Here is a 13,529-nt window from a genome sequence, read left to right as displayed (position 1 = left end):
TTTGAACGCGCCCTGGCTGCGCTGGCTGAAGCCCCTATACGTCCAGGTTCTGGTCGGGATGGTGCTGGGCATCCTGCTGGGCGTGCTCTGGCCCGAGATCGGGGCAGCGATGAAGCCGTTCGCCGACGCCTTCATCAAGCTGGTGAAGATGATGCTGGCGCCAGTGATCTTCGGTACGGTGGCCTTGGGGATCGCCCGGATGGCCAACCTGAAGGAGGTTGGGCGGATCGGCGCGCGGGCCCTGATCTACTTCGAGATCGCCTCGACACTGGCGCTCGCTATCGGCCTGGTAGTCGTCAATCTGGTCAAGCCCGGCGTCGGCATGAACGTCGATGTCGCCAGCCTGGATGCCTCATCAATTGATACATATGCGTCGGTGGCCCATGACAACAGCCTGACGGGCTTCCTGCTCGACATCATTCCGAACGCTTTCCTCGGTGCCTTCGTCGAGGGAAAGATGCTGCAGGTCGTGCTGCTGGCCGTGCTGGTCGGGGTCGCCCTTACCCAGATGGGCGAGCGGGCGAAGCCTCTGCTCGACGGCGCAGACCGCGCCATGGAGATGCTATTCAAGATCGTCGCCATGGTCATGCGACTGGCGCCGATCGGGGCGGGAGCGGGGATTGCCTTCACCGTGGGGCAGTACGGGCTGGACAGCCTCCTCTCGCTGGGTCGGCTCCTGATCGCCCTCTATTGCACGACGGGCCTTTTCATCGTGGTGGTGTTGGGCGGGGTGCTGCGGTGGGCCGGGTTCCCGTTGCTGAAGTTCCTGCGCTACTTCCGCGAGGAGATCCTCGTGGTGCTGGGCACCTGTTCGACCGAGGCGGTCCTGCCGCGAATGGTCGAGAAGCTGGAGCGAATGGGGGTCGAGAAGACGGTCGTCGGGCTGGTCCTGCCGGCCGGCTATACGTTCAACGCTGACGGGACCTGCATCTATCTGACCATGGGTGCGATCTTCGTGGCCCAGGCGACGAACACGCCGCTCGACCTGATGGACCAGCTGCTGATCCTCGGCCTGCTGCTGCTGACCTCCAAGGGGTCGGCGGGGGTGGCGGGGGCCGGGTTCATCGCCCTGGCTTCGACCCTGTCGTCGGTGGGGACGGTGCCGCTGGTGGGGCTGGTGCTGCTGCTGGGGGTAGATCGGTTCCTCAACGAGGCGAGGGCGGTGACCAACCTGATCGGCAATGCGGTGGCGACAGTCGCCGTGGCCAAGTGGGAGGGCGCGCTGGACAAGGACAGGGCCGATGCCGCCTTGAACGGCGAGCCCGCTGCGGCGGTCGCGCCGTGAAACGGGCGCTGGCCGGGCTGGGTCTAGCGGCCGCGCTGCTGTCGAGCTGCGCGGCTCAGGGGCCTGCGCGGATCGACGTCCTGTTCGCCGGCGGGAGCTACAACGCCGACCAGAGCCGGATGACGGGTCAGGCCCACGTCCTGAAGCTGACGCCGCGCCATGCGCGCCATGCGACGCCGCTCGTCTTCGTTCCGGGGCAGGGGCAGACGATCGCGAACTTCCTCGGAACGCCGGACGGGCGCGAGGGCTGGGCGATGGACTTTCTACGCCGGGGCTTCACGGTCTATCTGATGGATCAGCCGGGGCGGGGCGCGTCGGGCTATGACGTCGCTTATGGTCCCGCTGAGCGGCAGGGACCGCTGGTGCTGGAACAGAGGTTCACGGCGCCCGAGACGTTCGAGGCGGCGCCCGGCATGGCCTATGGCTGGCCACAGGCGGTGAGGCACAGCCAGTGGCCGGGGACTGGACTTCCGGGCGACCCGGCCTTCGACCAGTTCTTCGCCTCGCAGGTCGAATACGTCTCGGGATCGGTGTCGTCGGTGCTGGTCGCGGAGGCAGGCGCGGCCCTGTTGGACCGCATCGGTCCGGCGGTGGTCGTGACCCATTCCCAATCCGGCGCCTTCGGCTGGGGAATCGGCGAGCTGAGGCCGCAACTGGTGCGGGCTATCGTGGCGGTGGAGCCAAGCGGGCCGCCATTCGCCAGCGCGCCGCGTCCGTGGGGCGACGGCGATCCGGAGGCGGTCAGCAAACCCTATGGCCTGACCGTCACGCCCCTGACCTATGAGCCCGCGCTGAACAATCCCGCCGATCTGGTGCGGGTGTGGGAGCCGTCGGAGAACCCGGAGCTGACCGGCTGCTGGTTGCAGGACGGGACGCCGCGTTGGCTGGCCCATCTGGCGCCGGCGCCGGTCCTGGTCCTGACGGCGGAGGCCTCCTATCACGCCGGCTACGACCACTGTACTGCCGCCTACCTGAGCCAGGCCGGGGTGCAGACCGAATTCGTCCGGATGGAGGATTGGGGCCTTCACGGCAACGGCCACATGGTCATGTTGGAGAAGAACAGCGCCGCCATCAGCGGCCGGATCGCCGACTGGCTGGAGGCCGCGCAGCGGCCCGACGGCGAGCCGGTGCTGCAGTAGCCGTTCCGCGTTCCAAGGAGTCGAGATGATCCCGAACCTGTCCCGCAGAGGCCTGCTGCTGACCGCCGCCGCAACCGGGTTGATGGGCGCTGCGCCGGGTCTGGCGCGCGCCGCCGACCGGTCCGACATCCTGGCGACAATGAAGCGGGCGACGCGGTTCATGACCAATACGGTCGCGGTCGGTGACGGCTATGTCTGGTCCTATACGCCCGACCTATCGCGGCGCTGGGGCGAGCTGGAGGCCTCTCCGACGATGATCTGGGTCCAGCCGCCCGGCACGGCGACGATGGGGAACCTGTTCCTGGACGCCTATCACGCCACGGGCGACGAGGATTACTACGCCGCCGCGACGCGAGTCGCCGACGCCCTGGTGAGGGGGCAGTTGCCGAGCGGGGGGTGGAACTACGTCATCGACACGGCCGGCGAGGCGTCGCTGGACCGGTGGTATGACACCTTTGGCAAGAACGCGTGGCGGATGGAGGAATTCCAGCACCACTATCCCAACGCCACCTTCGATGACGTGACGACGCAGGATGCCGCCAACTTCATGTTACGCATCTGGCTGGAGAAGCGGGACGCCCGCTATCGGGGACCGCTGGACAAGGCGATCGGCTTCGTCCTGGAGAGCCAGTATCCGAGCGGCGGCTGGCCCCAGAGGTATCCGCGTGTGCCGGACGGCGGGCTGCACGGCAATGCCGACTACAGCGGCTACATCACCTTCAACGACGACGTTTCTGCCGAGAACATCAAGTTCCTGACCTTCTGCTACCAGAGCTTGGGCGAGCGACGGTTCCTAGATCCGATCCGGCGCGCGATGGATTGTTTCATCGCCACCCAGCAGCCGTCGCCGCAGCCGGGCTGGGCAATGCAGTACGAGGTCGGCGACCTGGAGCCGGTCGGCGCCCGCTCCTATGAACCGCGTGCGCTGGCGACCCACGGGACGGCGGGCAATCTCGACCAGCTGATGGATTTCTATGTCCTGACGGGCCAGCGGAAATATCTGGCGCGAGTGGAGGAGGGGATCGACTGGTTGGAGGCCGTGACCCTGCCTGAGTTGCTGTGGCGCGACGGCAAGAAGCATTCGACCTATGTCGAGATCGGCACCAACGAGCCGCTGTGGGTGCATCGGCGCGGCTCTAACGTGGCCAACGGCGAATACTATGTGAACGAGGATCCGCGCGACATCGTCGTGCATACGGGGGGCCTGCGCAGCATCGATGTGGCCGGTTTGCGGGCGCGATATGCGGAGCTGGCGGCCAAGACGTCGGCGCAGGCCAGCGCAGGATCGGCCCTGCTGGCCGAGCCGGGCGCGGTGGCCTTGCCCCGGTATTTTACGACGCAGGCAAGGCGGGTGTCGGACTTGAACAGCGGGAGCCTGCGCGCCACCGCGTCTCGAACTTCGGCGGAACGGGTCGACACACTTGTCGCCGAGCTGAACGCCGAGGGGTACTGGCCGTCGTTGCTGGCATCGACCAGCAATCCCTATGTCGCCGACTCGACCGGGACGGTGGCCCTGGGCGAGTTCCGCATCACCCGGGTGGGCGATGCGTCGGACACCTCGCCCTGGCTGACCGACTTTCCCCAGGAGGGGATTTCGACCGGGGTCTACATCCACAACATGGGCGAGCTAATCGAGGCGCTGGGCCCCGCCTGATCAGGGCAGGGCCACCACGTTGTTCCACCGGTTGATCTCGGCCGGGTCACCCGCCAGAACCAGACGCACGCGAAGGCCGCTCGTCGAACCCGAAGTTAGGGCGACGCGGACGGTCGTGGTCTTGGGCAGAAGGTCGGCGGGAGCGGGCAGGGCCGCAAAGGCCTGACGACCCACGACGCGGCCGTCGGCAGTCTCGACGATCACCTCGCCGGCCGGAGCGTCGACGCCGCCGAGGCTGTGGACCGTGACCTCCGCGCGGCGTCCGTTGATGCGGACATCCGACGGATCGAGGCCGACGTCGGGACGGCTGCTCATCGGGGCACCCGCTTCGGTCAGCGAGAACTCCAGCACCGTCGCCTGGCGCGGGGCGAGGGTCAGGGCGACCTCGGCGTCGGGCTCGAAGGTCATGTCGCTCGATTGCGTAGCGTCGGCGGAGCCGTCGTTGTCGGCGTCGATGCCTTGCGTGACGCGCCATTGGCCGGGGGTGACCTCCGCGCCGCGCAGGGTTGCCTGCACAGGGTGTTCCTCGAGGTTGTAGGCGATGACCTTGAAGCCGATGCGGGTCGCGCCGGAGACAAGGATGGCGACGCTGTCGGCGCTGTCGCCCTCACCGAACCGCCAGGTGATGACATGGCCCGGCATCGTCTGGCCGCGACGGGAGGCCACGCCGCCAAGGCGGGACCGCTGGAGCATCTCGCTGGGCACTGTGACGCGATCCGTCCACCATTCGTCAGTGGTCATCAGTCGCATGCGCTGGGTCGAGGACTGGATTTCGTCCTCGTAGAGCTGGGCGAGGAAGCGGGTGTCGCCGGTGATCTGCCAGGCACCGAAGCGCGACAACGCCAGGGGCGTGGCAAGGCGCGCGCCGGTGGCGCCGGTCGTGGAACCAGTGCTGGCCGCCTCGGCCATGGCGATCATGCCTGGACCCCATTCGCCCGACTTGTCGAGCTCCGACATCATGTCCGGGCCCAGGGCGGCCATGCCGGCGATTCCGCCGGGCATCAGGGGCGCGAGGTATCTGGCGTCGCCGGTCCAGCGGTAGGCGGCTAGGAAGGTTGAGGTTGAACCGCCAAGACCCGCGCCGCCCGCTCCGCTGCTGAACCCGCTGGCCCCGAACACCTGGTCCGTCGGCCAGTCGATCTGGGAAGGCAGGTTCACGCCGGAGCCATCGGCCGTAGCGACCCCGTGAGCCATGAAACCGTCGGCGGTCTGCAGGATCAGGTCCCGCGTCGTCGGATTTCCGTTCCACTGGACCAGAAGGATGCCCGGCTGGAAAATGAGGAAGTTGTTCCCCTTCTGACGTTGCCACGGGCCGTCGCGCCACATGTCGTCACTGGCGAAGGAGTTGGAGACGAAGTGGCGGTGTCCAGCCGGGTTGACCTCGGTCAAGTCGCCATAGCGGCGCGCGGTGGCCATCAGTTGCTCGATCGCGCGCGGACTGCCCCAGTTCAGCTGGGCGTATTGGGCGACCGTGTTGATGCCTTCCTCATAGGAATGCAGTTCGTCGGCGCGGATGGTGTTCAGGCCATTCGTCATCATGTCCGAGCGGTAGATGGCGTCCAGCGCGGCGGCCTGGCTGTCGCGGATCTTGTCGGGGTCGGCTCCCATCAGAGCCAGCCCCGGCCACTGGTTCAGCAGGTCGGAATCGTCGGACAGGCCGCCGCCGAACTCGCCGTTGATCTGACGATGGTCGATCCACCAGTTCACGAAATGCTCGACCTGACGCAGGTCCTCGATTTGGCGCTGGGCCCAGAGCGGAATGCCCGGGATGGGTTCGGCCTGGGCGAAGGACGGATAGGGCTGTTCGGGGTTCTGTTCGGCCCAGTACAAACGACCTGCGACATTGTCGGGATCGACGCGCAGCAGGTCGGCGATGTCGCGGTCGAACCGCTCGTATACGGGCAGCAGCCGGTTGTTAGGCTGTTCCTCCACGAACCAGGCGGCATTGGCGCTGACCTGCCGCTCTCGGTCGGCGACGTGTTCGACGGCGGCCTCGGCGCGCGGCTTGAAGGCCAGGCGCACGCCCATGCCGTCCAGCGAGGCCGCGCCGAAGTCCGGACTGGCCGAGGCGACGGTGATGTAGAGGCTGCGGTCGTTGGGCAGGATGCGGTCGCGGGTGTCCAGCCACAGGGTGCGGGCCTCGCCGGCCTTCACCGAGACGTTGATGTCCAAGAGGTCGCGGTCGGGCCAGAGCGGGTCCTTGATCCGGATGTTCAGCGGGATCAGGTCGCCGTGCGTTGGGGTGGCGGTCAGGGCCGGGATGCTCAGGGCGATGCCGTCAAGGCCGTCGCGCATATTGTCCCAGCCGTAGCTGAACCGGGCGGGGGCGCCGCCCGGGCGGATATCCCGGAAGTCGGCGGGGATCAGGACGTGGACCAGCGGCATCGACGGAGTCGTGGCGGCAGGTCGTGTGATCTGGGGCGCGCCTGCGGGCAGGGCGACGACGGTCGCGCGCTCGTCCGCCGTGAAACGTCCGGCGATATAGCCGGTCAGTTCCGACAAGGTCGGATAGGTCGGCGCGGCACCGGAGCGCACAACGTAGGATAGGCTGGACGATCCGGCGGGAGCGTCGGCGGGTCGGACGTCGTAGACGCCGATCTCGCGGATGGGGGTTTCGGGCAGGCGGTTATCGAAGCGGATGGCGCCGCCGGTCGCCTCGTTCGTCAGCTGGAGAGTGGTCCGTTCCTGGCCCTGGGAGCGGGTGCCGATGCGGGTCTCTCCGTCGACGCCGATGCGGGTCAGGGTTCCGTCGGCGGCACCCTGGATCTCGATCCAGTTCCACGGCTGGTCCGGCATGGAGAGGGTCAACGCGCGGCCGCCGGTCTCGTAGACGTTCCAGTCGGGCAGGATGAAATAGTCGGTCCGACCCGGCAGGCGCGAGCGGTTGTAGACGCCGGGCCAGGTGCTCTCGCGCAGGCCGTCGTCGCCCTTGGAGAACAGTTCGTTGAGGTCGCGGGCTTCGGTCGGACGGACCACCCGCAGCATGGTCGAGGGCGCCGCCAGATAGGGCGGCGGATCGTTCGGGCGGTTGAAGCCGTAGCGCAGGTTCCAGGCCTCGCGGACTGCGGCGTCCTTCACGTCGTGGACAGGAGCCTCGGCGGGCTGGCGGCGTTCGGCTAGGGCCGCAACGTCGGCGTCGGTCAGCATGCGGTCGAAGGTCGAGACTTCGTCTAAATCGCCACCGCGCTGCCAGTCATAGGCGTTCTGGACCTGATAACCCGAGATGATCCGCCCGGCCTGACCGAAGGCGTAGAGGCCGTTGTCGAGGACGGCCGTCTGTTCGGTCTTCGCCGCCGGCTTGCCATCGACATAGAGGGTCAGGCCCTTGGTCTCGTCCCAGGCGAGGGCGAAATGGGTCCAGGCCTCGACGTCTGGCGCCGGGGCGTCGAACGACACCCGCACGCGCGACAGGTTGGCGTCGGTGACGAAGGCGTCGAAGCCGTGACCGTTCCAGTCCAGCCTTAGGAAGGTCATGTCCCAACTGGTGTGATCCGGATAGCCGGCGCGGAAGATCACGAACTGCCGGCGGCCAATGGGCTGATGCGAACGCCAGAAAAAGGACAACGTCCCGCGCTGGGCATACAGATTTCCGGGCGCGCTCCAGGCCATGACGTCGTTGTCGGCCCCCCGGGCTGCGCCGCCGGCCACGCCATCAGGGACGATCGTGAACTGGTCGACGAAGACAGGATCGGCAAGGCCCGCCGCCTGAGCCGCGACGTAGCCGGTGTCGAGCGGGGCGTGGAACAGACGGCCGTTAGGGGCGGGTGCGCCTTCCGTCTGAGCCGCTGCGGATGTGGCGATGAACAGGCCGGCGGCAGCCGCCAGCGTGCGATAGGAAATCATGTTCCGAGCTCCTGAAATCCTCCCTTACGAAGGCCGGCAAATCTTACGCCGCCGTGCCCGTGGATAACTTTTGTTGCAGCCTGACCTATCGTTTCGGGTCGATCCTGGCGCGATAGGCAACCGGCATTGACACCGGTTTCCGGCCAACTGTCCGCCCTCTTTCGCGGGCCGTCAAGTCGGGCGTGGTGATGTCTTGTTGGCATGGCGATATGCGTATTCGGAGTTCGACGCGGGCAAACCGACACGCCAAACTAGGGCTGCGCAACCGATAGATCATGAGAGCGCGGCAAGGTAATTGCGGCGGTCAAATGCAGGCCGCCGATTGCCCGACGAGCGCTTTGATCGATCGGGAAAGTTTGGACCAACGCATGCGGATTTCAATCGGGCTCCACCTTGGCTCAATCGCCTTGAGAGCCGGTTGCGCAGCGCTAGCGCTCTGCACTATCGCATCGACCGCCCAAGCGCAGACCAATGAACCGACGCGAGTGATTGTGTTCACCGTTCCCGCCTCGCCGACCATCCTGGTCGACGCGCCCGCTCCGATCCCCGCCTGGGCCCTGGCCGAGCGTGCGGTGATCGCGGCCAACGCCGAAGGGGTTCAGGCCTTTCTGGCCGCCTTCGTCGACGGACGCGGCTATACGCGCGGCCTGGAGCATTACGGCATTACCGACGGCGCCGACGACGCCGTCGAGCCCATCCGTAATTGGCCCATCGCCCACGCCTTGGGCGGCGACGATGCGATCATCGAGGCGTGGTCGACCGTCTGGGAGAACCACCTGGACCAGTATTCCCGCGCTTGGGTGCCGGAAGTCGCCTCGGTGTCGGAGGGAATCTACTACCGCGAGTTCATGCCCCAGTTCGACTGGGAACATATCTCAGAAGGCATGGCCGGCTCTTACTTCTACGGCCTCAGCCGGCCGGACGATCCACGCTATGCGATCCGGCTGCGTCGTTTCGCCGGCCTCTACATGAACGAGGATTCGACGGCGCCGAACTACGACGACCAGCACCACATCATCCGCAGCCTGTTCAACGGCAGCCGTGGCCCGCGCATGACGCCTCCGAACGCGACTGACTGGGACGGTCCGGAGATTCCCGGCGGTGCGCCCGGTCGTCGTACCCGCTTCTTGAACTCTGGTAATATCGTCGGCGATCACCCGCTGAACCTGAACAGCACTAACCTGGCCTTTCACGCCTATCTGGTGACGGGCGACGAAAAGTATCGCGACTGGGTGCTGGAGTACGTCGACGCCTGGAAGGAACGGATCGACGAGAACGGCGGCAACATCCCCTCCAACATCGGCCTGGACGGCAAGATCGGGGGAGAGTGGGGCGGCAAATGGTATGGCGGCGTTTTCGGCTGGAACTCGCCCGACGAGGGCGTCCGCAACTATGTCTTCCGGGGGCCGCCCGAGGCCTTCGGTGACGCTCTCCTGCTGACCGGCGACCAGTCCTACACCGGCGTGCTGCGTCGCCAACTCGACAATCTCTACGCCGAGCAGCGCGTCGTCGACGGCCATGTCGAGATCCCGCACTACTACGGTGATCAGGGCTGGTACGGCTATGTCGACGTCAACGGCCGCTCGCCCGGGCTGGGCAATCGGCGTCGGGTCGAGACCGATATCTACATCTGGGGCCTGCAGGACCACGACCTGGCGCGCCTGCCCAAGACTGGCTGGATCGGCTACCTCGAAGGCGATCAGCCCGACTATCCGCTGACGGCGCTGCAGGAGGCGCTGGAGGAGGTTCGCCAGGCCGGCCAGCGTATCCGTGACGACGACACCACCCTGCAATATCCGACCGGGATCACGCGGTGGGAACGGTCCAATCCGGTCGCGACCGAAGCCCTGGTCAACCTGACCCTGGGCGGCGCCGATCCCGGCGGCTCGGGCCACGGCCCCTTGCCTCTGCACACCCAGGTTCGCCATTTCGATCCCGTTGCGCGCCGCGCTGGCCTACCGCCGGATGTCGCCGCCCTTGTCGAAAAGATCGAGGCGAACTCGGTTGTCCTGACCTTGGTCAACACCAGCCCGCTGACGACCCGCACGGTCACAGTCCAGCTCGGTGCGTATGGCGAGCACCAGTGCAACTCCATTCGCACGCGCGCCGGAGCGACGCCGTGCAACGGACGGGCATTCACCTTACGTCTGACGCCTGGCTCCAGCGAGACGCTGACCATCGGCCTGGAACGCTACGCCTATCGCCCGACACTCGACTTCCCTTGGGATCAGGGGGCGCCGGAACCGATGTGAGCGCAGGGCGGGGCGCAAGCCTCGCTTCCGAAGTCCAGATTACACCCACTAGATACCGCACCGGGGCTGTCTCAGCCTCGCCTCCTCCAGAGACTGCGGTGGTGAGCGCCGCTTCGCGCGGCGCTCACCCTTTCTATTCACTGGCCTCGCGTCCACGCCGGGTTGCAGATATTCTAATTTGGAAGACCTGACGCCAGGCCGAAGCGGTAGGGCGGATCGCCGGCGACGACCTCCGCCGGACGCTCGATTGGCGCCAGTCTCGCGGCGCCCTCCGGCCCCCCAGCCTGTGACATTGTCCAGCGCTACCTTCGGGCCGCTGAACACGCTACCATCGTTGCCCTAAAGGGTGGCGCTGCGGGTGTTGGCCAGGCTCTTCCCCTTGCCCGACGTCCCCGTGATCCCGCGCATAGTGAAGCCGTCCAGCGGATTGTCAGGATGGAACAGGTAGGCCTCGACCAGGATCGGCACATCGACGACGTGGATGCTTTCTAAGGTGAAATTGCGCACGGTCGGGATGCCGTCGAGCCCCCGACGGGGAACTGATCCTGCTTGCCGCTGTCCAGGATGTTCATGCGCAGGAAGCCGTAGCCGGCGTCGCGGACGTCGAGGTCGCGCACGACGATGTCCTCGATGAAGGCACCCCCTTCCCGGCCGGCTCTTTATGTAGATCGCGAAGGTGTGGACGGCCAAGCACCGGCAGCGCTCGACCAGGACCCGACGGATGCCGCCCGAGGTCCCGGCCCCGATTTCGATAGAGGCCCAGCGCTGGTCGCGGAAGACGCAGTCGGTGATGGTCATGTCCTCGGTCGGCCGGGCGATTATATTGCCCTCCAGGCCCCGCCCGGACTTCAGCGAGATACAGTCGTCGACGGTGTCGAAGTCAAAGCGGTCGATGGCGACGCGACGGCAGGAATCGACGTCGCTGCCCTCGGCGCCGCCCTTCACCGAGACGTCCCGGAACAGGACGTCGTCGCAATAGACCGGATGGACTGACCACATGCCGTTTTGCTCGATGCGGACGTCCGTGACGCTCAGGCCCTGGCCGTCGACGAATTCCAGAAGCGTCGGATTGCGCGGGCCCGTCGCCTCCTCGACTCGGCCGGCGATGTCCATCGAGGCGCGGATCAGGCCGGAGCCGGTCAGGGCGATCTCGCGCGCGCCCTGGGCCCAGACGAGGCCGATTTAGCCTGGGATCCAGCGACCCTTCCACCGCACCTGGACGACGGGATAGTCGGCGCGGTCGGGCGTCCCCTGAAGGATGCCGTCCGTCTCGATTCGCAGGGTAGTGTTCGAGCCGATGCGGATGCGGATGCGGCCGATCAGACAGGTCGCGCCGGCGATGACCACTCTCCGCCACCGGGGGCGGCGCAGCGGTCGAGCGCCTGTTGGACCGCGTGGGTATCTTTGGTGACGCCGCCGAACTTCGCTCCGAGCTCGCGTGGATCGTTGCGGAGGGCGGTAGTTAGCGTCGGGGCGGGAGGGTCTGGCTCGAGGCGCCGTTTGTGGCGAAGACCACGAGACCGGCGGCGAGGGCGGCGAGCGAACGGAAGGTCATGGGTTGCCCCGGCTCATCCGTGCCGGTTCGCGGGCCGTACCGCTGCGCCCGGCGTCGGTGCGGTCACGGCCTGCTGATTGCGGCGCACACGTTCGTAGGTGATGCCCTCGACGTGGGCGATGATGTCGGGCTCAGCCGCCCGGGTGAAGTCGCAGTCGCGCAGGGTGATGTTGCGGATCGGCGCGTTGGCGAGACCCTGCAGGTCCAGCACACGCTCGCACCGGCCGACGGTCATCCGCTCGATGGTCAGGCCGTCGAATACGGGGATGAAGCTGCCGTTCGCGCCCTCGGCGTAGTTGTAGTCGATGGTGATCGCTGCGTGGGCGACTTGGCCGACCGTAATGTCGCGGATGTTGATATTCGTCAGCGTGCCGCCGCGCATGGCGTTGTTCTTGAACCGGATGGCGGTGGCCAGCTCCGGGCTGTCCATGCGGCAGTTCTCGACGAAGACGTTTCGGACCCCGCCGCTGATCTCGCTGCCGAGCGTCATGCCGCCATGCCCATCAACCATTGTGCAGCCCGAGATGATCACATTCTCGGTCGGGATGTTCAGGCGCCGCCCGTCGGCGTTGCGGCCCGATTTTACCGCGATGCAGTCATCGCCAGTGTCGAAGACGCAGCCCTCGATCAGTACGTCGCGGCAGGATTCCGGATCGCAGCCGTCGTTGTTCGGGCCGTGAGACGAGATCGTCAGCCTACGGATGGTCACGTTCTCGCACTCGACCGGATGGATCTCCCACATGGGAGAACGAATGATGGTCAAGTCCGAGATCATCACGTTGCGACAGCGATACGGCTGGATGAACTGGGGCCGAATAGTGCTGCCCGGGCCGAAGATGCGCTCGGCGACCGGCACGTTGTCCTCGGCCATGCGACGCAGACGCTGGTCGTCGCTGTTGGGGTCGTCTGCGCCGGCCTTGTGCCGCCACCAGGTATCCATGCTGGCCTGACCATCCAGTACGCCATGGCCGGTGATGGCGATGTTCTCCTGACCGTAGGCGTAGATGTAGGGGGACGGCCCCATGAGCTCGTTGCCCTCCATCCGGGTAAGGACCGGCGGGAAACAGGCGGCAGGATCGCGCGAGAAGCGGATCGTCGACTCGCGTGACACATGCAGTTCGACATTGGACAGCAGGTGGATCGGCCCGGTCAGCCAGACCCCGCCCTCGACCACTACCCGTCCGCCGCCCGGAGCGCGCGACGCGGCTGCGATGGCCCGCCGAAAGGCGTCGGTCGCGTCCGTGCCATCATCAGGATGACCGCCGAACTGGTCCGGGGTGAAGCGGTTTTCCTGCGGGAAGACGGGCGGGCGAATTCGGGCGCGGATGGCGCGAACCATATCCCATGGGTCAGTCTCGGCTGCCTGTGCCGAACTTGCCATGACGCCGGGCGTCGTCAGTGCCAGAGCGCCGATCCCCAGTCTCGCAAGGTCGCGACGCGCGGGACGGGCGAGCGCGTAGGTCATTCGTGCGTTTCCCTTCCGCGCGGCGGGCTGCTTTCGAGGGGCGCCCGCTTCGAGCCGGATAGTTATCATCCGGGAATAGAGCCGAGAAGGAATAGGGCGATGCCGAGACGGTATCGAAAAGTTGTCAAGGAGCGGTAGAGGCAAAGAACTCAGGCCGATTTCAGAGAATGCGCTTAGACGCGAACCAACGCGGGACCGAGGCACCTTGAGGCGCGATGGTGCTGTCAGTCCAACGCTAAAACGTCTCCACTTATCACGGCCTAAGCCGCTATTGGAGATGATATTTCGTGAAGCCGATTTCGTTCAAGCGCCACCGGTTTCCGGCAGATGTGATCC

8 protein-coding genes are annotated in these 13,529 nt (G+C 66.5%); 4 read left to right on the top strand and 4 right to left on the bottom strand.

Translation table 11 applies throughout. The features are described from left to right. Nucleotides 1-16 precede the first annotated feature (16 nt). Genes dctA through ACP7AZ_RS16805 form a run of 3 tightly spaced genes read left to right on the top strand, consistent with a single transcriptional unit; the run spans nt 17 to nt 4,078 of the window. A complete protein-coding gene (gene dctA / locus ACP7AZ_RS16815; RefSeq protein WP_426039821.1) occupies nt 17-1,285 on the top strand; it encodes a C4-dicarboxylate transporter DctA in 1,269 nt (422 codons plus the stop codon). Beyond that, nucleotides 1,282-2,424 carry an alpha/beta hydrolase gene (locus ACP7AZ_RS16810; RefSeq protein WP_426039808.1) on the top strand — a complete coding sequence of 381 codons (1,143 nt, stop codon included), beginning with the start codon at nt 1,282-1,284 and terminating at the stop codon, nt 2,422-2,424. The genes dctA and ACP7AZ_RS16810 overlap by 4 nt, the downstream gene beginning before the upstream one ends. A 25-nt stretch (nt 2,425-2,449) precedes the next feature. After that, nucleotides 2,450-4,078, top strand: a complete 1,629-nt coding sequence (locus tag ACP7AZ_RS16805; protein ID WP_426039807.1) for a pectate lyase — start codon at nt 2,450-2,452, stop codon at nt 4,076-4,078. Here ACP7AZ_RS16805 and ACP7AZ_RS16800 read toward each other — a convergent pair whose 3' ends face one another. Continuing rightward, a complete protein-coding gene (locus ACP7AZ_RS16800; protein ID WP_426039806.1) occupies nt 4,079-7,921 on the bottom strand; it encodes a LamG-like jellyroll fold domain-containing protein in 3,843 nt (1,280 codons plus the stop codon). A gap of 491 nt (nt 7,922-8,412) precedes the next feature. On the opposite strand from ACP7AZ_RS16800, the gene ACP7AZ_RS16795 reads away from it, so the two are divergent. Beyond that, nucleotides 8,413-10,173 carry a hypothetical protein gene (locus tag ACP7AZ_RS16795; RefSeq protein ID WP_426039805.1) on the top strand — a complete coding sequence of 587 codons (1,761 nt, stop codon included), beginning with the start codon at nt 8,413-8,415 and terminating at the stop codon, nt 10,171-10,173. Nucleotides 10,174-10,512: 339 nt separating this feature from the next. On the opposite strand, the gene ACP7AZ_RS16790 is transcribed toward ACP7AZ_RS16795, so the two are convergent. The 3 genes from ACP7AZ_RS16790 to ACP7AZ_RS16780 form a co-directional block, all read right to left on the bottom strand. Beyond that, entirely contained in the window at nt 10,513-11,286 is a 774-nt protein-coding gene (locus ACP7AZ_RS16790) for a glycosyl hydrolase family 28 protein (protein ID WP_426039804.1), read from the bottom strand. 69 nt (nt 11,287-11,355) lie between these two features. Further along, complete coding sequence (locus tag ACP7AZ_RS16785; protein ID WP_426039803.1) at nt 11,356-11,520, bottom strand: hypothetical protein; 165 nt, start codon at nt 11,518-11,520, stop codon at nt 11,356-11,358. Between the two features lie 221 nt (nt 11,521-11,741). Further along, entirely contained in the window at nt 11,742-13,193 is a 1,452-nt protein-coding gene (locus ACP7AZ_RS16780) for a glycoside hydrolase family 28 protein (protein WP_426039802.1), read from the bottom strand. Nucleotides 13,194-13,529 lie beyond the last annotated feature (336 nt).

The organism is Brevundimonas sp. DC300-4, from assembly GCF_049897365.1.
Lineage (GTDB): Bacteria > Pseudomonadota > Alphaproteobacteria > Caulobacterales > Caulobacteraceae > Brevundimonas.
This window is presented reverse-complemented; position numbering and strand designations above follow the sequence as displayed.